A 26865-nucleotide genomic window follows, 5' to 3' on the forward strand; every position below is an offset into this window, starting at 1 on the left:
CTCATCTTGCGAGTGTGACTCGAACGTTTTGTTTTTGTGTGTCTGTCGCGATCTCTCGCGGCGACAAGAAATAATATAACATATTTCACTAGACTTATGCAAGTGTTTTATAAAAGTTTTTGTCGAATAATATAAAAACCTTCTTATCTCGTTGTATGACACAACAAATAGATAAGAAGGCGTTATTAGCTACTGTATAATTTCTATAATATGCAGACTGCGTTCTATCGTTAAGTTAACGATTGTATTTTGCACAGAAACCCAAGGGCGTGTCGGATGATCGCGTTCAAAAAATACAATTTCTCCAACACGTCCATCACTTAGCTTGACTTTTGTTCCCGTATTGAAGTTCGCAACTTTAGCTATAAATGTTCTCACATACGATGGTTCTAGCTTTCCAAATGCATCACTTTGAATTTGTTCAAGCACAAGATATGGAGAAATCGGTTTACGGTATACATTATTAAGTGTCATAGCATGATATATATCTGCTATCGCGACAATTTTCGAATATGGATGAAGCTGACTGCCTAGAAACTGATTGGGATATCCCGATCCATCCACTCGTTCATGATGCTGAAGTGCAGCCAGCTTTACCCCTTCATTGAGAGCTGTAATCGAACGCAAAATCTGATAACCATAAACTGTATGTTTTTTTATGATTTGTTTTTCTTGTTCAGTTAGTTTTCCCGGTTTGTTCAATATATCCGAATCAATCTTAACATTACCTATATCCATTAAAAGCCCGGCTAGCGCTACCTGCATCCAATCTTTCTGAGGTAACCCTACCCATTGTGCTAATAAATAGGATGTAAGAGATGTGACGACACTTTTATGAAGCATATAATCTTGATTATTATTAAAGGCTGGCGTGAACGTGATGAGATTATATTCGCCAATACGATCAAAAATATTGTTTAGCTGCTTACGCAAATCCATCAGTGGTATCGGTTGACTAGCAGTAATAAGATGGGAGAGCTGCCGCAGCATCTCTACCATCTTCTCATACTCGCTATAAAAAGTGCTAGCTTGTCCCACTTGTTTCGTTGCTGGAGTAGAAGAGTCATCCTCTTTGCTTGCTCTCTCCTCCGATTGATGACTTACGATCTCAACCTCTTCAATCATAAAGGCTTTTAATATCTCTAGTTCACGTTCAGTAATTGCCTTTTCCTTTAGTAATAATGTGCTTCCTAGTGGAGTGAGGACATCTTCAAGTAATTTATCACCTAGCTTAAGCTGATCAACTTTGACAGATACCATAGGTCCTCTTCCTTTCTAGCTCTCATATTACTTCGTGCTATTCCTCATCAGAAATCGGTTCGTCAGTGGTTGGCTCGTCAGAGGATGATTCAACAGAAGCATCCGTTTCTATCTCACCCGCTACTTGCCCATCTATTGCAGCGTCCTCGGACTCCTCTTCACTCTTCTCTACTCTTGTAACAGTTGATACGAAGTCGTCCTCACGTGTATTGATTAGCTTAACGCCCATCGTATCGCGCTTCATCGACTTAATGTCTTCCATACCCATTCGAATTAATGTGCCTGATGCAGTCATAATCATCAGATCCTCATTATCATCAACTACTTTAAGTGCGACAACTAGACCACGTTCCTCGGTTCTATGGATTGTTTTAATTCCGATACCACCGCGGTTTTGAGGACGATATTCTTCTCCTGGCGTACGCTTACCATAACCATTTGCCGTAACGACAAGTACTTCTCTGCCTTCAACGACAACGTCCATACCAATCAGCGTATCATCATTTACCAGTTGAATACCTTTTACACCAGTTGCGGAACGTCCCATAGAACGTACATCCTTTTCTGAGAATCGAATCGACATCCCGTGGCTTGTACCAAGAATAATTTCCTGCGTACCATCTGTAAGCCTCACATCGATCAGATCGTCTTCCTCACGAAGGGATATCGCGATTAGACCAACCTTGCGAATGTTAATATAGTCGCTAAGCGGTGTTTTCTTCACGATACCGTGCTTCGTCGCGAAGAATAGATATTGCTCGTCATTGAAGGACTCTACAGGAATAACCGCATTGATCGTTTCACCTTGTTCAATCTGAATAAGATTGATAATCGGTGTCCCGCGTGCTGTACGGCCTAATTCAGGCACTTCATAAGCCTTTAATCTATAGACCTTGCCTTTATTCGTAAATATGAGCAAGTAATGGTGAGAGTTCGTTACGAACAGATGCTCAACGAAGTCATTCTCTTTCGTATCCATCCCCACGACACCGCGTCCACCTCGCTTCTGACTACGATACGTTGTGACAGGCAGACGCTTCACATAGCCAGAATGTGTGATAGAAATAAGAACTTCTTCTCGCGGAATTAAATCCTCGTCCAAAATTTCCTCATCACTCGCAGTAATTTCTGTACGGCGCTCATCTCCGAAACGCTGCTTAATTTCCTCGAGCTCCTCGTAGATGATATCAAGCACTAGCTGCTCATCAGCAAGGATTGCACGATATTCTGCAATTTTGCGCATAAGCTCCTCGTACTCTGCTTCAATCTTATCGCGCTCTAGTCCGGTTAGACGCTGCAAGCGCATATCAAGAATCGCTTGTGCTTGCTCATGCGTAAGTGAAAAACGCTCGATTAAGCCTTCACGCGCCTCATCAGCGGTTTGTGATGAGCGAATGAGGGTAATAACCTCATCCAAATGATCTAAGGCAATGCGCAAGCCTTCTAGAATATGTGCACGCGCTTCTGCTTTTTTTAGCTCGAACTCTGTACGACGACGAATAACTTCAATCTGATGCTGCAAATAATGATAAAGCATATCATGCAGATTTAATGTTTTAGGCTCACCGTTTACAAGCGCAAGCATATTAACCCCAAAGTTTGTCTGCAGCTGTGTTTGCTTATACAAGTTGTTAAGAACAACATTAGGATTAACGTCTCTGCGCAATTCGATGACGATACGCATACCGTTACGGTCGGATTCATCTCTTAGATCGGTAATGCCTTCAAGCTTCTTCTCACGAACCAGCTCAGCAATTTTTTCGATCAGACGAGCTTTAATGACTTGATAAGGTATCTCCGTAACAATAATGCGAGCTTTTCCATTCTCATCTTCGATTTCACAGCGAGAACGCATTGTCACTGAGCCGCGACCCGTTAAATAAGCTTGCTTAATGCCTGCTCGTCCTAATATAAATCCTGCTGTTGGAAAGTCAGGACCAGTTATATAATCCATTAGCTCAAGTGAAGTAAGTTCTGGATTGCGAATAAGCGCCTGTGCACCCTCGATTACTTCAGTTAGATTATGGGGAGGAATGTTCGTTGCCATACCAACAGCGATACCTGTTACCCCATTGACGAGCAGATTAGGAAAACGTGAAGGAAGTACAACCGGTTCTCTTTCTTCACCGTCATAGTTATCTATAAAATCAATCGTTTCTTTATTGATGTCTCGCAACAATTCCATTGCCATTTTAGATAATCTTGCTTCTGTATAACGCATGGCCGCTGCCATATCACCATCAACAGATCCAAAGTTACCATGTCCATCAACTAGTGTATAACGCATTGAGAAGTCCTGTGCCATACGAACCATAGATTCATATACGGCTGAATCACCGTGCGGGTGATACTTACCAATAACTTCTCCTACGATTCTAGCTGACTTCTTATAAGGTTTATCCGGCGACATGCCTAAGTCTGACATCGCGTATAGAATACGACGATGAACGGGCTTAAGCCCATCTCTTACATCAGGCAACGCGCGGCTTACGATTATACTCATCGCATAATCCATAAACGAATCGCGCATTTCCGTACCTATATCACGATCCACAATTGACATTTTTTGTTCCTCGGCCATGCTTTACCTCCCTGACGCCATTGTTTCTTATTCCTATAATCCCCAATTATGCCACTAGACAAACTTGAGAAGAATATTGAATGACGCGTACTTTCGACTATGTTCAGATCTATCCAGGTCATCTATAAACAAGAGTACCAAACTATATTATACCATTCATTAACTTTACTGTCTTGATGTAAATGTACAGGTTTATGCAAAAAAGATGCTGGTGCTTGCAACTTTTGTTGCTAGCACAGCATCTTTTTTTAACATAGGGACACGGGTCTAGAAATCTAGATTCGTTACATACTTCGCATACTTCTGAATAAAATCTCTACGCGGCTCAACATTGTCGCCCATAAGCGTATCGAAGATCTTGTCAGCTTCCATTGCATCTGAGATCGAAACCTGAAGCATCGTACGGCTTTCAGGATCCATCGTCGTCTCCCATAGCTGCGTTGCATCCATCTCTCCAAGACCTTTGTAGCGCTGGATATTGATCTTGTTACCTTCGCCCATCTCTAACACAATTTCATCGCGTTCCTGTTCAGTAAGTGCATAGCGCACCACCTTATTACGCTCAATCTTAAAGAGCGGCGGCTGTGCGATATAGATAAAGCCTGCTTCGATAATTTGACGCATATAGCGATAGAAGAATGTCAGCAGCAGCGTACGAATATGTGCACCATCGACGTCGGCATCTGTCATAATAACGACTTTATGGTATCTAGCCTTTTCAATATCAAAATCTTCGCCAATTCCAGTTCCTAGTGCTGTTATGATCGCTCTGATCTCCGCATTGCTCAAAATTCGATCGAGTCGTGCTTTCTCTACGTTAAGGATTTTACCACGCAGCGGCAAAATCGCCTGAAAATGACGATCTCGTCCTTGCTTTGCAGATCCGCCCGCAGAGTCACCCTCTACGATATAAAGCTCACTAATCGAAGCATCCTTCGATGAGCAGTCAGCAAGCTTACCAGGTAATGAGCCGACCTCAAGCACACTTTTGCGACGTGTAAGCTCGCGTGCTTTCTTAGCAGCTTCGCGTGCTCTAGCAGCTTGAAGACCTTTCTCGATAATTTTCTTCGAGACACTTGGATTTTCGTTCAAAAATTCCTGGAATTTTTCAGAGAACAATGATTCAACAATTCCGCGAACTTCACTGTTGCCGAGCTTTGTTTTTGTCTGTCCTTCGAACTGTGGCTCAGGAATTTTAACAGAGATAATGGCAGTTAAGCCTTCTCTCACATCATCACCAGTAAAATTCGAATCGCTTTCCTTCAGCAAGCTCATACGACGTGCATACTCATTAACGATACGGGTAAGAGCAGATTTAAAGCCCGATTCATGCGTACCGCCCTCATGCGTATGAATGTTGTTAGCAAAGGAATAGAGATAGTCTGAATAACTCGTATTATATTGCAAAGAAACTTCCACCTGGATGTTGTCACGATTGCCTTCTACATAAATCGGCTCCTCATGAATAACTTCACGATGACGACTTAGGTACTTAACAAACTCGCTAATACCACCTTCATAATGGAATTCCTCAAATTGTCCCGTACGCTCATCTTTCAGCGTAAGCTTAATTCCTTTATTCAAAAACGCCAGCTCGCGAATCCGCGTCTGCAAAATTTCATACTCAAACACAGTCGTTTCTGTGAAAATTTCACTATCTGGCTTAAAGGTTACTGTCGTACCTGTTTCATCAGTATCTTCGATAACTTTAATATCATACTGTGGTACGCCGCGTACATATTCTTGTTGATGGAGATGACCGTCACGCTTAACTTGAACTTTAACATGCTCAGACAGCGCATTAACAACAGAAACACCGACACCATGGAGACCACCAGAAACCTTGTAGCCATCACCCCCGAATTTTCCTCCTGCATGCAGCACGGTTAGTACGACTTCAAGCGTTGATTTATTAAGTTTGGTATTCATCCCAACAGGAATACCGCGTCCATTATCAATAACAGTAATGCGATTATCCTCATGAATAATCACATCAATTTGATCGCAGTGGCCTGCTAATGCTTCATCGATACTGTTATCGACGACCTCCCATACAAGATGATGCAAACCCTTTGCGCTTGTAGAACCGATATACATACCAGGACGCTTACGGACTGCTTCTAGCCCCTCTAGTACCTGTATCTGGCTCTCATCATACGTGTGTTGTTCCAAAGACATGCGCGTTCACTGCTCCTCTCAACTGCTAATCCCTTTAAAATCTCTATAATCATTCTATATTGTGCAATAGTCGTATGTTTATAATGCTGCAAAATGATGTGCTCTCTTTTTTAGTGTCGACGACGAAATCGGTGAATAAATCACTTTTTTTGATGTAACGACGATGCTTTTCGCTTCCTCTTCACCAATCATCTCAATTTCCTTACGCTGCATCGCACCGGTCATAAACTGTTTCGATAGTTTAGAAGAGCTTTCTATCGTAATATCAAAAATCGCAATGATCTCTGAAGTTCGCACTATTTTTTCTCCACCAACATGGATATACATCATTTCACCTCAATCCGGAGACATGCTAACTTTCCCGTCCTTCACATAATAAATGCCTGCATGGTGAAGCCGGTCCATATCAACACTTTCTAGCCCAGTCGTCGTAATGAACGTTTGGACCTTGCTTTGAAACGTCTCAATCAGCTGCGTTTGACGATTGCGATCGAGCTCTGACAGCACGTCATCCAGCAGTAGAATGGGGTATTCGCCAATCTCCTCATGTATAAGCTCCAGCTCAGCCAGCTTAATCGATAACGCTGTCGTTCGCTGCTGCCCCTGTGATCCAAATACTTGGGCTTCTTTTTCGTTAATAAAAAAAGCGATATCATCACGGTGAGGTCCAACTAAACTTATACCTCTACGAAACTCCTGGTCTTTTACCTGTGATAACTTTACCATAAATTGCTCGAATAACATAGCTTCATCTTGCAAATGCTCACTGTCAAGCGACGGTTTGTAAGCTAACCGCAGTTGTTCGGCGTCATTCGTTATGCCGGCGTGAATTCGCTGAGCATACGTTTGCAGCTTGTCTATAAAGTGTTGCCTTTTCATCATTATTTTAACACCGAATTGGGCTAATTGCATGTTCCAAACTTCAAGCATCGCTGCATCACTTGCGTGGATACCATTCTTCAGCACATTATTTCTTTGCTGCAGTACCTTGTGATACTGCTGAAGCCAGTGCAGATAGCCAGGCTGCACTTGACCGATTTCCATATCGAGAAATCGTCTTCGTACCCCTGGCGTACCTTTCACTATTTCAAGATCCTCTGGCGCAAACATCACAACGTTTAATCCGCCTACGTAGTTGCTTAGCTTTCGCTGCTCCAGACCATTCAGTTTTGCTTTTTTTCCCTTTTGACCGTACGTCAACTCTAGAGAAAGCCTGCCGTATTTCTTATCGACTACTCCTCCGATATAAGCATGATCACCTTGCCAGCCAATTAGCTCTTTATCCTTAGCTGTGCGATGAGACTTGGTTAGAGCTAAGACAAGAATCGCTTCAAGCAAATTCGTCTTGCCTTGAGCATTGGCTCCTAAAAATACGTTAACCATATGCGGTGTTTCAAGCTCTAGCGATTCATAGTTACGATAGTTGCTCAATTTAATTGATTGAAGTCGCACCTCATAGCCTCCCGAGCGGCCATCATGACGAGCTGACGATGATAAATGTTCCGTACCCTTTTACTTCAACTTTATCCCCAGGGTATAACTTTCGTCCGCGGCGTTGATCTGGCTCGCCATTTATTAACACCTGCGTTTCTTGTAGAAAAAACTTCGCTTGTCCACCTGTGGATATGCAATCCGACAGCTTTAAGAACGGCCCAAGCGCGATATACTCTGTGGATATTCCAATTTCCTTCACGGTAGCTACCTCCTAGCCTGTTGTACGATACGGCAAAATAACGTAAACGCAATAATCGTGATCCAGCGGGCGAATGATGATTGGTCTCATTGCACCGGTAAAGCCGATAACAATCTTTTCACTATCAATAACCTTTAATACATCGAGCATATATTTGGAGTTGAAGGCGATACGCAGCGTTTCACCCTTGTAATCAATGACTTCTATCTGCTCTGTAACACGACCAAGCTCTGTTGAGCTGGAGGATATTTCAATGGTTCCATTGTCGATCGTCGTTACGCGCACAATATTCGTTTTATCCTCACGAGACATCAAATATGCACGATCCATTGCATCTATTAAATTTTTAGTATCAAGCACTATTTCTGTTTCAAATACGGACGGAATAATTTTCGATGTGTCTGGATACGTTCCGTCTAAAATGCGAGTGTAGAATAAGATTTGATCAAGTTTAAACAGTACTTGGTTTTCTGCTACAACGATATCAACAGGCGCGTGCTGGTCAGGAATTAGTTTATACAGCTCGTTCAATGTTTTAGCTGCAATAACAATATTGCTGAAACGGAAATCTTCAGCGACATCCACATTCGTTGTACGGCTAGCAAGACGGTGGCGATCCGTTGCAACAAACTTAAGCTCACCTTGCTGTAAATTCCACAAAACACCTGTCAAGATTGGTGTTTGTTCACTTGTTGAAGCGGCAAGCACCGTTTGTCTAATCATCGATTTAATTAGTTCTCCAGGTACTGAAAGGACATGATCCTGTTCAATGCTAGGCAGAACTGGGAAATCCTCAGGATCTAAACCAACCATTTGTATTTCTGTTGAGCCTGAACGAATTAATGTTTGAAAATGCTGACTAACCTCGATAGATACTTGATCAGAAGGAAGCTTTTTAACGATTTCGACTACAAATTTAGCAGGGAGAACAACACTACCTGGTTTCTCGATATCTGCAATAATTTGTCCATTTTGTTCTACAGGAATAAAGTTTTGAATAGATATATCAGTATCACTTGCTGTTAACGTTACAGCTTGATGTGTAACATCGATTTTTATACCGCCTAAAATAGGAATCGTTGGACGTGCTGCGATTGCTTTTGCAACGTTTTGGATAGCTTGATTGAGCTCATTTTTTGCGATCGTTAATTTCAACGCGATCTCCTCGTTTCTAATAGATGATATTTGTTTAAAAAACTAGTAGTAGTAGCAGTAGGGGCACTGAATATGTGGATAACCCCTCTAAGTATGGATAAAACAAGCCTATCCACATGTGCATAGCGTGTGCATAGGCTTGTTTAGTTGTTCACATTAATTTTTAATTTTTTCTGTAATATTGGTAATGATTTTGTACAGCTCTTGATCTTCTTGTACGAGCTTTGTTATTTTTTCGTGCGCATGGATGACGGTTGTATGATCACGCCCGCCAAATGCTTCACCGATTTTAGGCAGTGAGAAGTCGGTTAGCTCTCTTGATAAGTACATCGCAATCTGTCTTGGGAAAGCTACAGCCTTTGTCCGCTTTCTAGCTTTGAAATCCTCAAGCTTCAAGCCGTAGAATTCGCCAACTTTCGCTTGAATATCGTTGATCGTAATCATACGAGGCCGTGAAGATGGAATAATATCCTTAAGCGCTTCAGCAGCCAGATGAGATGTAATATCAGCGTTAATAAGGGAAGAATAAGCGACTACGCGAATAAGTGCACCTTCCAGCTCACGAATATTTGTATCAATTTGATTCGCGATGTAATTCATTGCTTCATTAGGGATATCCAAATTCTCTGCCTTCGCTTTTTTTCGTAGAATCGCGATTCTCGTCTCTAGGTCTGGAGGCTGTATATCCGTAATTAAGCCCCATTCGAAGCGGGATCTTAAGCGTTCCTCGAGCGTAGGAATTTCCTTTGGAGGCCGATCACTTGAAATAATGATCTGCTTGCGTTCCTCATGCAGTGCATTAAAGGTATGGAAAAATTCCTCCTGAGTTTGCTCCTTGCCTGCAATAAATTGAATATCATCAATCAGTAGAACATCGATATTGCGATATTTGGTACGGAAGCTTTCCCCTTGACTGTCACGAATCGCATTAATAAATTCATTCGTAAACTTTTCAGATGAAATGTAGAGCACGCGCATATTCGGATTATGCTCCATAATATAATGTCCGATCGCATGCATAAGATGTGTTTTTCCTAAGCCAACGCCCCCATATAAAAATAATGGATTATACGCTTTGGCAGGGGCTTCTGCTACTGCAAGCGATGCAGCATGGGCAAAACGGTTGTTTGTGCCAATTACGAAAGTATCGAACGTATATTTGGGATTGAGCATATTGGAAGGAGCTTCTTCGACGTTAACAGGACTGGCAGGTTGTTTCGGTGGAAAAACCACGGCTTGTTCTGCTGATTTTGACTCACCAATGGAATATTTAATATTGATGTTTCGGCCTAAATATTCATATAGTGTCGCTTTGATTAGATTTGTGTATTTATTTTCTAGCCATTCCGCAGCAAACGTAGTTGGCGCAATAATTTCAAGTAGTGATTCATCAATAAACGTTGCTTTTGTCGCTTTAAACCAGGTGTCGTAACTCGGTTTGCTTAGCTTCGTTTGTATGATAGACAATACTTGCTGCCATAAATCATGAGTATGGCTATCCACAGACTGTCACTCCTTATTTCATATTCTTATAATGAAGATGGGCTCGCGTTGGTGTCGAAATTTAGATCCTTTTAGAAGAAGTTGTCCACATTAAGCAGATATGCTCATAAAAAGTTATTCATATATGCAAGATGTTGTACACAATATTATCCACAGGCTGTTAATAACCTTGGTACAATTCTAAATAATCCACAACGAAAACATTACTATCATAGCAAAAGATCCCTTGTATTTCAATGAAATTGAGTAAATTATCCACAATTTCAATAGGTTGTGTACAGACGTTATCTACAACACAAGATATTGTTTATATTTTGTGTAAAATTCGACAACACTCGAAATGATGCGATGAAATCTATCCACATCCTATTCAACACGAGTCGAAACAATGGTTTTATTAGTTATCCACAATGAGAAACGAAGCTATTCATGGATCTGAAATGTGCAGCTTTTACCTATGGTCCTTGATTGACTTTTTAGTGCTGACGTGGTTTAATATTAAAAGCGTGTTTTTGGTTATCTATTTAGCGCTGTATCCTGTGATTGGATTTAGGCGTTTGGATAAGAATCATATAGGAGGTGCAGCATAATGGGTCCTACATTTAAGCCGAATGTAAGCAAACGTGCTAAAGTACATGGTTTCCGTAAGCGTATGAGCAGTAAAAATGGACGTAAAGTTTTAGCAGCTCGTCGTCAAAAAGGAAGAAAAGTGCTAAGTGCATAGTCCAGAAGACCACACTCGGTGGTCTTTTTTTTATGGTTTTGCTAGAATTTAGACACTATAAAAATTTAACTACTATAATAAGAAGGATTAGCTACTATATAAGAAGGAATGGTGACGAGATCAGTGCGCAGGAAGCTTCGTCTACGAAATCGTGAAGATTATAGTCGTGTATATCGAGGGGGAAGATCGTTTGCTAACGGTCAATTCGTCGTTTATTGGTCAAAGCAGCCTACGGCTGAGCCATTCCGTCTAGGCATATCCGCAAGTAAAAAAGTCGGCAATGCGGTCGTTCGTAACCGAATGCGCCGAGTGATTAAAGAAATTGTTAGACATATGGAAGTACAAATTGTTCCGCATGTAGACTTTATATTAATCGTAAGAAAGCCTGCTGTATCGATGAGTTATTCGGAGCTGGAGCGTTCTGTTCGGCATGTGCTTCGAAAAGCTGGCTTATTAAAGGAAAGCAAACGAAAAAGCCCTAGAACCGCTATTCTTAAAGAACGAAGCTAAGGCTTTTTTCTATTGCTCATAAAAGTGACACAGGATGGTTCTCGAAAGCGGTTAACTGTTGTTTATTTGTGGAATAATTTATGGTATAGTCTATGTTAGATTTGTGTATTAGCTCTCAGAGAGGAGATTGCATGTTGTTCCGTAACAATCGAAAATGGATTTTAGTGGTTGGTCTGATTTTATCGATCAGCTTATTGGCAGGATGTGCGCCTCAGGTGGACCATACCATGACGACCGAAAACTTGCTCGAGGGTAACTTTTGGGAGCGTAATGTTGTTTACTACTTCGCGTTAACATTAGATACGTTCGCTAATTGGTTCCAAGGCAGCTACGTACTTGCGATTCTATTACTTACGATCGTTGTTCGTACGTTAATCCTACCTTTAACATTGAAGCAATACCGTAGCTCGAAGGCAATGCAAGCATTGCAGCCGCAAATTACTGAGCTGCGCGCAAAGCACAAAGACAATCCGCAAAAAATGCAAGAAGAAATGATGAAGCTGTATCAGGTGCATAACGTTAACCCGTTAGCTGGTTGTTTACCGCTTATTATTCAGATGCCTGTATTTATTGCGCTGTACAATGCGATTTACTGGAATGAGAATATTCGCTCCAGCCAATTGTTTGGTTGGACCTTGGATGAGACAAGCCCATGGTATTTCCTACCGTTAATTGCAGCTGCTACTACATTTATTCAGACAAAAATGATGCAGCAGACACAGCAACAGCAAATGCCAGGTATGTCTATATTGCTAGGGATTTTCCCAATTATGATCTTTGTAATGTCACTGTCCTTCCCAATGGCGCTTCCGCTTTACTGGGTGTTCAGTAACATTTATACGATTGTTCAAAATTACTTCCTATATGTATTACCGAACCGTAAAGGGAAAGGGAAAGAGAAGAAGGAGGTTCTTGCGAAATGACGAAAGTTCTTGCATCAGGAAAGACAATCGAGGATGCGGTTCGAAATGGATTGGCACAGCTACAGGTGACAGAAGATCGCGTAAAGGTTGTCGTGCTAGAGCAGCCTGCTAAAGGATTTTTAGGGTTAATCGGTTCAAAGGATGCTAAGGTTGAGCTTGAATTGATTCCTGATCCTAAGGAGGAAGCAGAGCGTTTTATTCGTGATGTAGCTCATGCGATGGGGCTAGATGTCCAATTGACTTGGACTGAAACGAAGGATAACATGCTGCTTTCTATATCTTGTAATGGTGATCTCGGAATGCTAATTGGCCGTCGCGGCCAGACGCTGGACGCTTTACAATATCTCGTTACTATCGTTGCCAATCGTTATTCCGACAATCATATCCGAATTGTTTTAGATGCTGAGAATTTTAGAGAACGTCGTCGCAAAACCTTAGAGGATCTTTCTGAGCGGTTAGCAGGACGCGTCGTTCGGACAAGGAAGGAAGTCGTACTTGAGCCGATGGTGCCCCATGAACGCAAAGTTATTCATTCTCAGCTGCAAAGTCATCCAAAGGTGCGTACCTTTAGTCAAGGCGATGAGCCTAATCGTCGTGTTGTCATTACTTTGAAGTAAGTAGAATGAAGCATACATGTAGAAATAGGAGTGCAGCAATGACTATTGAAGTCATTGCTGTTTTCCGTTTATGAGAGGTGGTTCAATAAGCATGACTTTGATTACGAAGTCATGCGCTGCTGCTTACTCGGCGTCGAATATGTCACGCTACCGAAAACTTCGGTGCTCACGTAGGTTTGTCTACGCTGCGCTCCTCGTTTTCTAGTATCGCGCCATCTTCTCGGTACTGAAAGCCAAGCATATTGAACATACATTGAAGAGGTGGTTCAATAAGCATGACTTTGATTACGAAGTCATGCGCTGCTGCTTACTGGCGTCGAATATGTCACGCTACCGAAAACTCCGGTGCTCACGTAGGTCTATCTACGCTGCGCTCCTCGTTTTCTAGTAACGTGCCATCTTCTCGGTACTGAAAGCCAAGCATATTGAACTTATATTGAAGAGGACGTTCAATAAGCTCGGCTTTGATTACGAGGTCATGCGCTGCTGCTTACTGCCGCGTACTGATAGTCAAGCATATTGAACATACAATAGAGAGGTGAATGCACAATGGTTGAGCATGATACAATTGCTGCGATCGCAACAGCTGTAGGAGAAGGTGGAATAGCCATCATCCGTGTCAGTGGCCCAAAAGCAATAGAGGGAGTCGATCGCATATTTAAAACAAAACAACCGCTGCGTGACGCAGCTTCACATACAATTCATTATGGGTATATTGTCGATCCTGCAACGGGAGAGAAGGAAGAGGAAGTGCTCGTCTCGCTGATGAGAGGACCTCGCTCATTTACCGCTGAAGATGTTGTAGAGATTAACGCTCATGGAGGAGTTATCGCTATATCACGTGTAATGGATGTGCTTCTGCAGCAGGAGGATATTCGTATTGCAGAGCCTGGTGAATTTACGAAGCGTGCGTTTCTTAATGGGCGTATCGATCTGATGCAGGCTGAAGCGGTCATTGACCTTATTCGTTCGAAATCTGATCGAGCGTTTGCTGTCGCGAGAAAGCAAGCAGAAGGTGTGTTATCAACTAAAATTAAGGCGCTACGTCAAAATGTCATTGAGCTGCTTGCGCATATCGAAGTAAATATAGACTATCCTGAGCATGATGTCGAAGAGATGACGAGCAACTATATCCGTGAGCAATGTGAAAAAACAATCGTCGAGATTGATCAGCTGCTTAAAACGGCTAGTGAAGGAAAAATATTGCGTGAGGGAATATTAACAGCGATTGTTGGTCGGCCAAACGTAGGAAAATCGTCACTAATGAATACATTAAGTCAGGAAAACCGTGCCATTGTTACGGATATTCCAGGTACAACGCGTGACGTTATTGAACAGTATGTTACCTTGAATGGCATACCGCTTCGTCTCCTTGATACAGCAGGTATCCGTGAAACAAGTGATGTTGTAGAGCGAATCGGGGTTGAGCGGTCACGAGATGCGATTACAGAGGCGGATTTGGTTCTATTTGTCTTAAATAACAATGAACCGTTGCAGGATGAGGACAAGGAGCTGCTAGCATCATTGCAGGGAAGAAGTATTATTGTTATTGTGAATAAGATGGATCTGGAGTCAAAGCTGAATTTAGATGAAGTTATCCCTTTCCTTCATGGCGGTTCTATTGTTAAAATGTCTATGTTGCAGCAGGAAGGGCTAGATCAACTCGAAAAAGCAATTAGTGAAATGTTTTTTGAGGGTAAGCTAGAAGCGAATGATCTTACTTACGTAAGTAATGTCCGTCATATCTCGCTGTTAAAGCGAGCTAAGCAATCGATGGAAGATGCGATCGAAGCGACTTACATGGGTATCCCTATCGATGTTATTCAGATTGATGCAAGATTGGCATGGGAAGCGCTTGGAGAAATATTAGGTGTAGAAGCGGGAGATTCGTTGATCGACCAAATATTCTCGCAGTTCTGTCTTGGAAAGTAAGCTGCGTATTAAGTTTTATTTTACAATATAAAGAATATTTTTCCATAAGTAACATTTACTAAGGTTAAGTAACGACAGGAGGTTAAGCAATGGGATATACAGCTAAGGAATATGATGTCATTGTAGTTGGAGCCGGTCATGCAGGTGCTGAAGCGGCCCTTGCAACGGCTCGTATGGGCTGCGAAACGCTAATGCTAACGATTAATCTAGATATGGTTGCATTTATGCCTTGTAACCCATCGATTGGTGGTCCGGCAAAAGGGCATGTAGTACGTGAGATCGATGCCCTAGGTGGTGAGATGGGCCGTAATATCGATAAGACATTTATTCAAATGCGTATGCTAAATACAGGGAAAGGTCCTGCAGTGCATGCACTTCGTGCACAGGCGGATAAGTTCTTGTATCAGCATGAAATGAAAAAAACGATTGAGACGACGCCAAATCTTACGTTAAGACAAGGGATGGTCGAAGAGCTTATCGTAGAGGATGGTCGTTGTGTAGGAGTGGTCACGCAAACGGGTGCTCACTACCGTGCCAAAGCGGTCATTATTACGACAGGCACGTATTTGCGTGGCAAAATCATTATGGGTGAGCTGATGTATGAAAGTGGCCCTAACAATCAACAGCCATCCGTGAAGCTTGCAGCATCATTGAAGGAGCATGGCTTAGAGCTAATTCGCTTTAAGACTGGAACTCCGCCGCGTGTCAATGGTGAAACGATTGATTTCTCCAAAACAGAAATACAGCCTGGGGACGAAAATCCGAAGTTTTTCTCCTATGAAACAAAGGAATCTAATATTGAGCAAATTCCTTGCTGGCTAACGTATACATCTGAAACGACTCATAAAGTGATTAACGATAACTTGCATCGTGCACCGATGTTTTCAGGTGCAATTGAAGGAACAGGACCACGCTATTGTCCATCCATCGAGGACAAAATTGTACGCTTTGCGGATAAGCCGAAGCATCAGATCTTTTTAGAGCCAGAAGGCCGTAATACACTCGAGTATTATGTTCAAGGCTTGTCTACGAGCATGCCAGAGGATGTACAGCTGGAGATGGTTCGTTCTGTGCCGGGTCTTGAAAATGCACAAATGATGCGTAATGGTTATGCGATTGAGTATGATGCGGTTATTCCGACTCAGCTATGGCCTTCACTTGAAACAAAGCAAATTGATGGATTATTCACAGCTGGACAAATAAACGGTACATCCGGCTATGAAGAAGCTGCAGGGCAGGGGATCATTGCTGGAATTAATGCGGCACGCAAGGTTCAAGGCAAGGAGCCAATCATTATTGGGCGCTCAGATGGTTATATTGGCGTTATGATCGATGATTTGGTCACAAAAGGAACGAATGATCCATATCGACTGTTGACTTCACGTGCTGAATATAGATTGTTACTGCGTCATGACAATGCTGATCTGCGTCTTACTCCACTTGGTTACGAGATCGGATTAATTACAGAGGAGCGCTACCAAGCTTTCTTGCAAAAGAAAGAGCTTGTTGAGCTAGAGGTTCAGCGCCTGCATGACACAAAAATTAAGCCTTCAGATGCGAAAGAACTATTAGAGGAAGTGGGCTCAGCTGAGCTTAGCCAAGGGGGCAGCATCATTATGCTGCTGCGTCGACCAGAGATTACGTATGAGATGCTTGAAAGAATTTCACCGTCTCCTTATGAACTTACAGCTGAAATGAAGGAACAGGTCGAAATTCAAATTAAATATGCAGGCTATATTGAAAAGCAGCTTCAACAGGTAGAGCGATTAAACAAAATGGAACGTAAGCGTATTCCAGATACAATCGACTATAACGATATTAAAGGACTAGCCAATGAAGCAAGACAGAAGCTTGAACTTATTCGTCCGCTTTCCATCGGTCAAGCGAGCCGAATTGGTGGAGTAACCCCAGCTGATATTTCAGTCTTGCTCATTTACTTGGAGCATTTTAACCGAGTAACGGCTGCGAAAGGATCATAATGGATCAGACAATTGCATGGTTCACTGAGCAGCTTGCCGCTCATCAAATTACACTTGATGAGCGACAATTGGCTCAGCTTGAACGCTATTATGAGTTGCTTGTGGAATGGAACGAAAAAATGAATCTAACGGGCATTACGGATCGGGATGCTGTATACGAAAAGCATTTTTATGATTCTATTTCACTTTCATTCTTTGTGAGTATGAAGGATATTAAAAAATTGGCGGATATTGGATCAGGAGCAGGTTTTCCAAGTATTCCACTAAAAATTGTATTTCCTCACCTTCAGGTGCTCATTGTTGACTCACTTAACAAAAGAATTAACTTCTTGAATCATCTTGTTAACGAGTTAGGCCTAGAGCAGGTAGAGGCGATACATGGACGTGCGGAGGATGTAGCGAGACTGCCGAAGTATCGTGACGCTTTCGATCTAGTGACCGCACGTGCTGTTGCTAGACTTGCCGTGTTGAATGAGTTTTGTCTCCCATTTACAGCAGCCGGCGGTATATTCGCTAGCATGAAAGGCGCAAGTCTTGCTGAGGAGCTGCAGGAGGCTGCCTACAGCCTTTCAGAGCTGAAAGGGAAGGTTGTCCAGCAGTATGAGTTAAAGCTTCCAAATGAGCAGTCAGAGCGTCATATTGTATGTGTAAAGAAGCTTGCTGCAACTCCAAAAAAGTATCCGCGCAAGGCTGGCCTGCCGCTAAAGCAGCCGCTTGTTAAATAAATTGTTCCACGTGGAACGATATTAGGTATCCATAACACTTAGTTAAAGGTTATAATAGCAACTAACACGGTTAGTTGCTATTTTTATTGTCATATTAATTGGTGAAAGAGCAGGATTTCTCGGAAATGTGGTCGAATATTTATAGTATATGATTGTTATCGGAATGTAGCCAAGCTATAGGTTTGTGCGTTTCACATGATCAATGACGGTTAAATTGTTTTTTCATCACATGATTAGGTGGTTATAGTCAATATGAAGGATCATATTTCTAAGTTGTTCGGATTCGCTGAGTCGAAGTCAAATCAAGAGGAAGTTAAGCAGATTCCGCTTAGCGAGATTGTAACAAGTCCGTTTCAACCAAGAACGGTATTCGATGACGAACGCATAGATGAGCTGTGCCAAACCATTCGTACACACGGCGTTATTCAGCCTATTGTTGTGAGAATGCGTAACAATAAATATGAAATTATAGCTGGAGAGCGTCGCTGGAGAGCCGTAACAAAGCTTGGACTAGAGACGATTCCTGCAATTGTTCGTGAGTTTAATGATGCGCAAACAGCATCTATTGCGTTAATCGAAAATTTGCAGCGCGAAAACTTAACTGCAGTGGAAGAGGCTGTTGCTTATCAGCGTTTAATTGAGCTGCATCAGCTAACACAAGAAAGCTTAGCTCAGCGACTTGGTAAGAGCCAATCAACGATTGCCAATAAGCTAAGGCTTCTTGCTTTGCCGGAAGCGGTAAAGCAATCACTTATGGAACGTAAAATTACAGAACGTCATGCACGTGCGTTGCTAACACTTGATACAGAAGAGCTTCAAATGAAAGTTCTTGAGGATATTATTAAAAACGATTGGAATGTTAAGCAGACAGAAGCTCGCATCGCATTTCTTAAAGAAGCGTCAAAGCCGAAGAAAGCAAAGAGGATTTCGTTCACTAAAGATGTTCGGCTCGCCCTCAACACGATTCGTCAATCGATAGATATGGTATCCGGATCTGGCTTAGCGATCAAGACAAAGGAGCAAGATCATGATGATCATTATGAAATCGTGATCCAGATTCCTAAAAACAAAAAATAACAAAATGAAACGGCCATATTACTACATTTTTGCTAGTAGTCTTGCCATGTCTCCAATAGTTGTAAACATGAGGTGAGAAGATGTCTAAAGTTATTGCGATTGCGAATCAAAAGGGCGGTGTAGGGAAAACAACGACTTCTGTTAATCTATCTGCTTGCTTAGCATCGTTAGGTAAAAAAGTGTTGCTAATCGATATTGACCCTCAGGGCAATACAACAAGCGGCCTTGGTATTAATAAGGGGGATGTCACTCATTGCATCTATGATGTATTAGTGAATGAGGTCAATCCGAAGGAAACGATACTTGAAACGGCTATACCGGGTCTTGATATCATTCCAGCAACGATCCAGCTTGCGGGAGCAGAGATTGAACTTGTCCCAACCATTTCTAGAGAGCAGCGCCTAAAGAAGGCTGTTGCCTTGGTTAGAGATCATTACGATTATGTTATGATTGATTGCCCACCCTCGCTAGGTATATTAACGATTAATTCATTAACCGCTGCCGATTCTGTATTGATTCCAATCCAATGTGAATATTATGCGCTTGAAGGATTAAGTCAGTTGTTAAATACAGTAAGACTAGTGCAGAAACATCTCAATACTTCATTGCAGATTGAAGGAGTACTGTTAACGATGCTTGATGCACGAACCAATCTTGGGCTTCAAGTTATAGAAGAAGTGAAAAAGTACTTCCAACAAAAAGTCTATCAGACGGTTATCCCACGAAATGTGCGGCTCAGCGAAGCGCCTTCACATGGACAGGCGATTATTTCATATGATCCTAAATCAAAAGGGGCAGAAGTGTATCTTGAACTAGCTAAGGAAGTGATTTCTTATGAAAAAATCTCTAGGTAAAGGATTAGATGCGCTGTTTCAACCAGTAGAAACGGATGAAGAAGAGGTAGTTCGCATACCGCTGAACGATATTAGGCCCAACCCTTATCAGCCGCGTAAAACATTTGATGATGATACGATACGAGAGCTAGCTGAATCAATTAAGCAGCAAGGGGTTATTCAGCCGATTATTGTGCGTAGAGTATTAAGAGGCTTTGAAATTGTAGCAGGTGAGCGCCGTTTTCGTGCGTCACAGCTATGTGGCAATGAACGTATACCTGCAGTTGTTAGAGAGCTGACAGACTCTCAGGTCATGGAAATGGCCCTAATTGAAAACTTGCAACGCGAAGACCTTAATGCGATTGAAACGGCACTAGCGTATGAAGCATTAATTAATAAATTCAAACTGACTCAAGAGGAATTGTCCCTAAAGGTAGGGAAATCTCGTTCTCATATTGCTAACTTCATGCGACTGCTAAGCCTGCCAGAGTCAATTAAGGAAGATGTTTCACGTGGAACATTGTCAATGGGGCATGCTCGAGCAATTGTAGGTGTGAAGGAAGAGAAGCTGCAGCTAGAGCTTGCTAAGCTTTGTGTTGATGGTGAATGGAGTGTTCGAGAGCTAGAGGATGAAATAAATAAGCTCGCAAACCGAAAACCACCACAACAAAGAAACGAAAAAACAAAGAAACGAGATCCTTTTATTGAAAGCGTCGAATCTACCTTGCGAGATCGTTTTCAGACAGGGGTTAAAATTAAACAATCAAAGCATAAAGGGAAAATCGAGCTAGAGTACTACAGTAAGCAAGACTTGGAGCGTATACTAGAGTTACTACAGCAATAAGCAAGAGGTGTTGATAGAATAACCAATATGGCACATCTAAGTAATAATCTTTTGCTAGAAAGATTATAGCTAGATGTGCCATTGTTAGCTTGGAGGGGAGCAAATTGTCTGAACGATTTTACTACTTAGATCATGCTGCAACGTCTTGGCCGAAGCCCGATGAAGTGATAGAGGCGGTTACAGCAGCAATGAAAAATGATAGCGCCAATCCTGGGAGAGGTAGTCATGCGATGGCCGTGCGAGCTAGTCGTATTTTATTCAAGGGTAGAATGCAGCTTGCAAAGCTACTCAATGTGAATAACCCCAATGATATTGTGTTTACGCACAATACAACGATGGGGTTGAATATGGCGATAAAAGGCTTTGTTAAAGCAGGCGACCACGTGATAGCTAGCTCAGTGGAGCATAATTCGGTTCGTAGACCGCTTTATGATCTGGAACAAAAAGGAGTAGAAGTAACCTATATAGATGCGGATGAGAAAGGCTTTTTTAATCTTAATCAGCTTAAAGCAGCGATGAAGGCCAATACGACACTTGTCGCTGTAAATCATAGCTCAAATCTACTTGGGACTATTCTGCCGATAGCTGAAATTAGTGAAATTGTGCATAAGCATGGAGCAAAGCTGCTTGTGGATGGAGCGCAAAGTGTAGGTATTATACCTGTTGATGTGGTGAAGCTTGGTATCGATATGCTTGCTTTTCCAGGACATAAGGGATTGCTTGGACCACAGGGGACAGGTGGTCTATATATTGCACCGGATATCGATCTTGAGCCGCTTATGCAGGGCGGTACAGGAAGTCAATCTGAGGCGCCCCACCAGCCACTTATTCGACCAGATCGCTATGAAGCAGGGACACAAAATACAGCAGGCATTGCGGGGCTTACAGCTGGCGTAGAGTACATCTCGCGCATCGGTATCGATAAGATCTATGAACATGAGTGGAAGCTGTCACAGCGGCTGCTTAGCGGTCTTATGGACGTTGAAGGTGTGGTGTGCTTAGGGCCAGACATCGGTCAGCCTAGAACTGGAATTGTTTCGTTCTATATTCCACATATTGATCCATCAGAATTGTCATTTATTCTAGATCAGCATTATCAAATTGCTGTTCGATCAGGTTTTCATTGTACACCGACAGCGCATATGGCTGCAGGAACGAGTGAGCGGGGAGCGGTTAGAGCTAGTGTAGGCTACAATACGACAGATGAAGAAGTGGATGCATTAGTTTTGGCTGTAAAGGAAATTATAGAACAATACTAATAATAAATTGCTTAACATGGCCTGAAGGAGAGAAACATTTTGGTTACTGAGTACATTGAAATCATAATCATGGCACTTGCAATTGTCATTGTCGTACAGGCTATTATAATGCTCGGAATGAGTAGAAAGTTGAAAAAAATAACCCGTTCCTACCGGTCAATGATGGATGGAACAGGGGTAGAGAACTTAGAAGGTGTTCTCGTGTCATTAAAGGAAGAACAAAGGCAGGAGCAAAAGGACTTAGCTGCGGCGTTGAGTAGAATCGAAGCATTAGAGAAGCGAGTGCCATTACAAAAAAGCAAAATGGCAATTCACCGATATAATGCTTTTTCCAATACAGGCAGCGACTTGAGCTTTTCACTTGCTATAACAAATGACGAGAAGGATGGAGTCGTCCTTACAAGCATACACAGTAGAGAGGGTATGTATTTATACGGAAAACCATTACAAAAAGGTGAATCCAGTTATTCATTAACACCAGAGGAGCGTAAAGTGATCGATGAAGCAAAATAGTACAACTACAGCGAGTAGCGTACGTGAAAGGCTAATGAATGCCAGTAGACTGCTCGCTGTTCATATTCATCGAACGTATATGCTTTGATGTAGCGTAGTAAAGACATTGTGATATAATTTCAGACATTGACATAACCAGATGAAGACGTGTGTTTTGCAAAACAAAATACTCCATGAATCCACCGACATTTACGATACCGGTAATATGGATATCTCCTACAGGAGGTAAATCCTTGTTCACTCCTGCTCCAGGACGAACGGGACCTTGCCCTGCTTGAATACAGCCAACACTTGAAGCTTGACCTAAGCATGCATCAATTCCAATAATAAATGGATGGGTGAATTGTTTATGAATCGATGCTAAGGTGTCAGCTAGGTTAAGCGCATGCACAGGTTCAGCAATTGTTCCGAATACATGCATAAAGCTCGAGCGGTATTTAGCTAGGGAAGATCCTACTAACGGCCCCAACGAATCTCCAGTTGAACGATCTGTGCCAATGCATATAACGACGATTGGTTGATGAGGGAGAGCCAATCCCAACAGGTTCGAAAGCTCTTGCTGCAGCAAACTACGAATCATTGGAGAGTTATAGGGTAATTTAATAGGTGAGTTCGTTTCCATTGTTTCTTGTAAGTTTCCTTTCTTGAAACAAAATATTAGTATCAGTATGTTACTGAATTGTTTAATTTATACTTCTAGGTGAGAAAGGAGCAGCTTTCATGAACATGCTTATTGCATTTGATTCGACGCAGCAGGCGCTGCGAGCAGAGATGTTATTAGAATATGCAGAGATTGATATTGATATATGTCCTACACCGAAGGAAATTACAGCGGGCTGCGCATTGTCTATACATTTTCCATCGGCTGAACTTGAGCAAGTGAAGGACATACTAACGAGTGAGCATGTGGATATTCGCGGAATATTTGAACATACTGCTGAAGGATATGAGCAAAGACTATAATGTAAGCGAGATAATAATGTATATGCGGTTGAGCTCAGGAGAATAGCCGTGCTTTCGATTTATTTAGTATAGTAGTACATAAGATGGATGATTTCTTTGTATATAGCATCGTTTCATGAGGCAGGTCAGAAGCGCCTAGAAGAGACAGCAACAAAAGGCAGTAGGTTCTAGGTAAAGAGGAAGAGGATCTTTTATAAGTGGGACTCGAGGAACACGAAGCTCAACATTATTCTTGTTGAGAGATAAGCTATGAACAGGTGTCTACGACGGATAAGCTATTCCATTGATTAAATGAAGTGTCTATAACTGTGGATACTTTCTGCTATAGGAAGATAAAGATCCACATGAATAAAAATGCGAGGTGATTTCGATATGGAGCGTAAGCAATTCGAGCTTGGGGATATTGTTCAGATGAAGAAGCTACACCCATGTGGATCAAACGAAATGATAGTTATCCGCATGGGGATGGATATTCGAATGAAGTGTGTTGGTTGTGGACACAGTATCTTACTGCCGCGCGCAAAATTCGAAAAAAACATGCGTAAAGTAGTGGGGAAATCAGAGGTAACAGAAGAATAGAATTGGAGAAGCACTGGTTAAGAAATAAAGTTGAATACTGATAGTCATTTATGATATATTAATTTCGTGCAAAAGGAGAAGTACCCAAGTGGTTATAAGGGGACTGACTCGAAATCAGTTAGGCGTCGCAAGGCGTGCGTGGGTTCGAATCCCACCTTCTCCGCCATTCATTCGTCAATAACATTTAGAGGCTCTTAATAAGGAGCCTCTTTTTGTTGTTTAAATATATGGCTTGTATAGTAGTAGGAGCATGTTGCACATGCACAATTACTAAGCTATATGCTGTTCTTCTGTCCAACAATGTTCAATAAATCCACGCTATATGTTGCCCCGATAAACTCCGCGAGCTCATCATTAGATCGTACTAGAATCGTTATATGTTCATTAAAGGTTTTGCCATCATTGATCCAATAGGTCACACCTATGCGTATGAATGTTTATCAATCATGGTATGCAGCACAAAACAGGATAAGGATGACAGCATAGTTGACACCCTCCCTCTGTCGTTATAACGAGTTTCGCGGCTTCCCGGCTATTAATGACGTTATCACTGAAAAATAGACAAAATTCTGAGTCTGTTATGTCACTTTATAAAACATAAGCAGCCATGTATCAATTTTCTTAACAATGCGAATCAATATACAGCGATATTGTTACAAGTTACGGGGAGGGAAGGTAAGGAAAGGGATGGCAGAGCATCAATTTGAATCGTAACTATGAAGCGATATGACATGCACAGACCTACATTTTAAAGTAAGTCGCAATAACAAATTTGCAATTAAAAATTTCAAATAGAGCAGTCCTAACATAGAGCACAGCTCACAGTGTGTGATTAAACATTAACATTATTACTGTGGAAACCGTCATTGTGGAGTTGTTAAGATTGTTAATAACATTAAAATTTGATTATTCACAGCTATTGATGGCAGCTCTTATTTTTAGAGGGATAACTTTTTCGTTATAAATTTGTTTTGAGCAGGTTGCCATGAATACCGTGGTAAGTGCTTAAAATGGCATAACACATATTTCCAGGGAAATGATTAAAAGCAGCAACCTTTAAAAAGCGAAGGGATAAATAAGAAGCAGTAAGAAAGTAGAAAAGCCCCATCCCGTCGTCATATGACAAAGGGATGAGGCTTTTTGACGGTGGTTGATTAGTTAGCAAATTCATTCTAGACAAAGAACTGACTTACGAAAACAACTCAGCGTAGGCTAAGGAATAACTCGTATTCATTCAGCTCAATACTTTTTTAAGGTAAAGAGCACACTTCTTTGTCGCAATTAACTGCAAGAATAAGCTTTTTTGAATCTGTTGAACTTAAGCTAGTGAAGTACAACGGAACCACACCTCTCTTCACCGTCAATAATATAGTGCCACATTGTATTTCGTTTTATACATCATAAATAAAAAAAATGAGTTATTTGGTTAGCTATCCGTTTTAGCGGTCCAGAGAGTGAACAGTACAAAGCTTTACGATTGAATTTCATAATAACGCGAATAGTAAACTCAACTGTCATCTCGAAAATCTAATAAATGACTTATATAGAAGTAATGCTGACTAAAAGTCACTTGGTCGTGCACTATTCTCATATTTACTTGCTTATATATGGTGCCTAAGATCATTACATGCGTGATTAGTGCTAAGTTATGTAGGGAAATAATTGAAAGTTAATGCAACAGCACCGTTTTATCTTGCCATCGCCCAATTGATTTAGTATAATATACAGATGCGAGCTTAATTGTTCGCTCCTTGCTCCACTTCGTGGGGCCGTTAGTCCAAAAGGAGGTGAAATGTAATGCGCAAATATGAAGTGATGTACATCATCCGTCCGGATGTTGAACAGGAAGCTGTTCAAGCTCTAGTTGAAAAATTCAACAGTGTCATCTCTAACGGCGGTGAGGTTATTAAATCTGATATCCTTGGCAAACGTCGTCTTGCGTATGAAATCAACAAACTTCGTGAAGGTTATTTTGTTCTTACACAGTTCTCGGCAACAGCTGAAATTGTTAGCGAGCTTGACCGCGTGATGAAGATTGCGGATGAAGTTATCCGTGTGTTGATCGTAAGAGATGTAGCTTAAGAAGTGTGAAGGTTTGATTGGGAGGTCATATAGATGTTGAACCGCGTAATATTGATCGGTAGATTAACTAGAGATCCTGAGCTTCGTTATACCCCCGCTGGTGTTGCTGTAACTCAATTTACGATTGCTGTTGATCGTCCGTTTTCTGGTAGTAACGGCGAACGTGAAGCGGATTTTATTCCGGTTGTCACTTGGCGCCAACTGGCAGAAACATGTGCAAATTACTTGCGCAAAGGTCGTTTAACCGCAGTTGAAGGCCGTATTCAGGTAAGAAATTACGAGAATAATGAGGGCAAGCGTGTGTATGTTACGGAAGTAATTGCAGACAATGTTCGCTTCTTGGAATCTAATCGTGATGGCAATCAACAACGTGAAGAGGGTAGCTATGGTAGTGGTGATGGTTATAATGCAGGTGGCAGCTCTAATCGACCAGCTCAACCATCACGCAGTAGCAACGTCGATCCTTTTAAGGATGATGGACGCCCAATTGATATTTCAGAAGATGACTTGCCGTTCTAATATGAACACGAAATTGAATTTTTAATGAAAGGATGGGTTCAAATGAGCTTCAAAAAAGAAGGCGGAGAAGAGCGCAGCGAGCGTAAATTCTCTCGTAAAGGCGGACGCAACAAACGTCGTAAAGTTTGTTACTTCACAGTAAACAAAATTACGCACATTGACTATAAAGATACTGATTTGCTTAAAAAGTTCATCAGCGAGCGTGGTAAAATTCTACCTCGTCGTGTAACTGGTACAAGCGCTAAGTATCAACGTCTATTGACAATTGCGGTTAAACGTTCTCGTCAAATCGCTTTGCTACCATACACTACTGAATAGTAGTTATATATGCAAGAATAGGAGGAGCCTGTCACTACAGGCTCCTCCTATTTATTTTTTGGAGAGTCCGTAGTTTGCGGACTCTTTTTTCGTGATGT

26 protein-coding genes and 1 tRNA gene are annotated in these 26865 nt (G+C 41.8%); 18 read left to right on the forward strand and 9 right to left on the reverse strand.

The features are described from left to right. Positions 1-189: 189 nt before the first annotated feature. From NSQ99_RS02415 to dnaA, 8 genes are all read right to left on the reverse strand, one after another. Positions 190-1260: an HD-GYP domain-containing protein gene (locus NSQ99_RS02415; RefSeq protein ID WP_251670818.1), complete on the reverse strand. Its 1071-nt coding sequence runs from the start codon at positions 1258-1260 to the stop codon at positions 190-192. 37 nt (positions 1261-1297) lie between these two features. Beyond that, positions 1298-3841, reverse strand: coding sequence for a DNA gyrase subunit A (gene gyrA / locus NSQ99_RS02420; protein WP_251670816.1), 2544 nt, complete (start codon positions 3839-3841; stop codon positions 1298-1300). A gap of 267 nt (positions 3842-4108) precedes the next feature. Then, complete coding sequence (gene gyrB, locus NSQ99_RS02425; protein WP_340834787.1) at positions 4109-6019, reverse strand: DNA topoisomerase (ATP-hydrolyzing) subunit B; 1911 nt, start codon at positions 6017-6019, stop codon at positions 4109-4111. A 78-nt stretch (positions 6020-6097) separates the two neighbouring features. Beyond that, positions 6098-6346, reverse strand: a complete 249-nt coding sequence (gene remB, locus NSQ99_RS02430; protein WP_251670823.1) for an extracellular matrix regulator RemB — start codon at positions 6344-6346, stop codon at positions 6098-6100. Positions 6347-6355: 9 nt separating this feature from the next. Further along, positions 6356-7471, reverse strand: a complete 1116-nt coding sequence (recF, locus tag NSQ99_RS02435; protein ID WP_340834788.1) for a DNA replication/repair protein RecF — start codon at positions 7469-7471, stop codon at positions 6356-6358. Positions 7472-7493: 22 nt separating this feature from the next. Then, positions 7494-7712, reverse strand: a complete 219-nt coding sequence (yaaA, locus tag NSQ99_RS02440) for a S4 domain-containing protein YaaA (RefSeq protein WP_340834789.1) — start codon at positions 7710-7712, stop codon at positions 7494-7496. 12 nt (positions 7713-7724) lie between these two features. After that, positions 7725-8867, reverse strand: coding sequence for a DNA polymerase III subunit beta (dnaN, locus tag NSQ99_RS02445; protein ID WP_251670808.1), 1143 nt, complete (start codon positions 8865-8867; stop codon positions 7725-7727). 156 nt (positions 8868-9023) lie between these two features. Further along, positions 9024-10370, reverse strand: a complete 1347-nt coding sequence (dnaA, locus tag NSQ99_RS02450; RefSeq protein ID WP_251670805.1) for a chromosomal replication initiator protein DnaA — start codon at positions 10368-10370, stop codon at positions 9024-9026. A 589-nt stretch (positions 10371-10959) separates the two neighbouring features. On the opposite strand from dnaA, the gene rpmH reads away from it, so the two are divergent. The 12 genes from rpmH to NSQ99_RS02510 all read left to right on the forward strand — a co-directional run bounded on the left by rpmH (position 10960) and on the right by NSQ99_RS02510 (position 22306). Further along, positions 10960-11094, forward strand: a complete 135-nt coding sequence (rpmH, locus tag NSQ99_RS02455) for a 50S ribosomal protein L34 (protein ID WP_251670803.1) — start codon at positions 10960-10962, stop codon at positions 11092-11094. Positions 11095-11217: 123 nt separating this feature from the next. After that, positions 11218-11604, forward strand: coding sequence for a ribonuclease P protein component (gene rnpA / locus NSQ99_RS02460; RefSeq protein WP_251670801.1), 387 nt, complete (start codon positions 11218-11220; stop codon positions 11602-11604). Between the two features lie 131 nt (positions 11605-11735). Further along, a complete protein-coding gene (locus NSQ99_RS02465; RefSeq protein ID WP_432806964.1) occupies positions 11736-12527 on the forward strand; it encodes a YidC/Oxa1 family membrane protein insertase in 792 nt (263 codons plus the stop codon). Beyond that, entirely contained in the window at positions 12524-13144 is a 621-nt protein-coding gene (gene jag, locus NSQ99_RS02470; RefSeq protein WP_251670797.1) for an RNA-binding cell elongation regulator Jag/EloR, read from the forward strand. The genes NSQ99_RS02465 and jag overlap by 4 nt, the downstream gene beginning before the upstream one ends. A gap of 549 nt (positions 13145-13693) precedes the next feature. After that, positions 13694-15076 (forward strand): tRNA uridine-5-carboxymethylaminomethyl(34) synthesis GTPase MnmE, encoded by a 1383-nt coding sequence (mnmE, locus tag NSQ99_RS02475; protein WP_340834796.1) that lies wholly within the window; start codon positions 13694-13696, stop codon positions 15074-15076. Positions 15077-15165: 89 nt separating this feature from the next. Next, the gene (mnmG, locus tag NSQ99_RS02480; protein WP_340834797.1) at positions 15166-17055 is read left to right on the forward strand and encodes a tRNA uridine-5-carboxymethylaminomethyl(34) synthesis enzyme MnmG; all 1890 of its coding nucleotides are present in this window, start codon (positions 15166-15168) and stop codon (positions 17053-17055) included. Further along, a complete protein-coding gene (gene rsmG / locus NSQ99_RS02485; protein WP_340834799.1) occupies positions 17055-17780 on the forward strand; it encodes a 16S rRNA (guanine(527)-N(7))-methyltransferase RsmG in 726 nt (241 codons plus the stop codon). The genes mnmG and rsmG overlap by 1 nt, the downstream gene beginning before the upstream one ends. Before the next feature lie 252 nt (positions 17781-18032). Next, the gene (gene noc, locus NSQ99_RS02490; RefSeq protein ID WP_340834801.1) at positions 18033-18857 is read left to right on the forward strand and encodes a nucleoid occlusion protein; all 825 of its coding nucleotides are present in this window, start codon (positions 18033-18035) and stop codon (positions 18855-18857) included. 80 nt (positions 18858-18937) lie between these two features. Further along, positions 18938-19711: a ParA family protein gene (locus NSQ99_RS02495; RefSeq protein ID WP_340834803.1), complete on the forward strand. Its 774-nt coding sequence runs from the start codon at positions 18938-18940 to the stop codon at positions 19709-19711. Further along, positions 19692-20534, forward strand: coding sequence for a ParB/RepB/Spo0J family partition protein (locus tag NSQ99_RS02500; protein WP_251670786.1), 843 nt, complete (start codon positions 19692-19694; stop codon positions 20532-20534). The genes NSQ99_RS02495 and NSQ99_RS02500 overlap by 20 nt, the downstream gene beginning before the upstream one ends. A gap of 104 nt (positions 20535-20638) precedes the next feature. Next, positions 20639-21793 (forward strand): aminotransferase class V-fold PLP-dependent enzyme, encoded by a 1155-nt coding sequence (locus NSQ99_RS02505; protein ID WP_340834805.1) that lies wholly within the window; start codon positions 20639-20641, stop codon positions 21791-21793. 69 nt (positions 21794-21862) lie between these two features. Further along, positions 21863-22306, forward strand: a complete 444-nt coding sequence (locus tag NSQ99_RS02510; RefSeq protein WP_340834806.1) for a DUF4446 family protein — start codon at positions 21863-21865, stop codon at positions 22304-22306. Between the two features lie 31 nt (positions 22307-22337). Here the strand turns inward: NSQ99_RS02510 and yyaC are convergent, their stop codons facing one another. Next, complete coding sequence (yyaC, locus tag NSQ99_RS02515) at positions 22338-22928, reverse strand: spore protease YyaC (protein ID WP_432806963.1); 591 nt, start codon at positions 22926-22928, stop codon at positions 22338-22340. Positions 22929-23032: 104 nt separating this feature from the next. Between yyaC and NSQ99_RS02520 the strand changes: the two genes are divergently transcribed. The 6 genes from NSQ99_RS02520 to rpsR all read left to right on the forward strand — a co-directional run bounded on the left by NSQ99_RS02520 (position 23033) and on the right by rpsR (position 26767). Then, positions 23033-23269, forward strand: a complete 237-nt coding sequence (locus tag NSQ99_RS02520) for a DUF3343 domain-containing protein (RefSeq protein ID WP_340838714.1) — start codon at positions 23033-23035, stop codon at positions 23267-23269. 372 nt (positions 23270-23641) lie between these two features. After that, entirely contained in the window at positions 23642-23848 is a 207-nt protein-coding gene (locus NSQ99_RS02525) for a DUF951 domain-containing protein (RefSeq protein WP_340834808.1), read from the forward strand. A 74-nt stretch (positions 23849-23922) separates the two neighbouring features. Further along, positions 23923-24014, forward strand: a tRNA-Ser gene (locus tag NSQ99_RS02530). A 1631-nt stretch (positions 24015-25645) separates the two neighbouring features. Then, positions 25646-25930, forward strand: coding sequence for a 30S ribosomal protein S6 (gene rpsF, locus NSQ99_RS02535; RefSeq protein ID WP_251670778.1), 285 nt, complete (start codon positions 25646-25648; stop codon positions 25928-25930). Between the two features lie 33 nt (positions 25931-25963). Then, entirely contained in the window at positions 25964-26449 is a 486-nt protein-coding gene (gene ssb / locus NSQ99_RS02540) for a single-stranded DNA-binding protein (RefSeq protein WP_251670777.1), read from the forward strand. 42 nt (positions 26450-26491) lie between these two features. Further along, entirely contained in the window at positions 26492-26767 is a 276-nt protein-coding gene (gene rpsR / locus NSQ99_RS02545; protein WP_251670775.1) for a 30S ribosomal protein S18, read from the forward strand. Positions 26768-26865 lie beyond the last annotated feature (98 nt).

It is taken from the genome of Paenibacillus sp. FSL W7-1287 (assembly GCF_038004245.1).
In the GTDB taxonomy this organism is placed as follows: Bacteria; Bacillota; Bacilli; order Paenibacillales; family Paenibacillaceae; genus Pristimantibacillus; species Pristimantibacillus camelliae.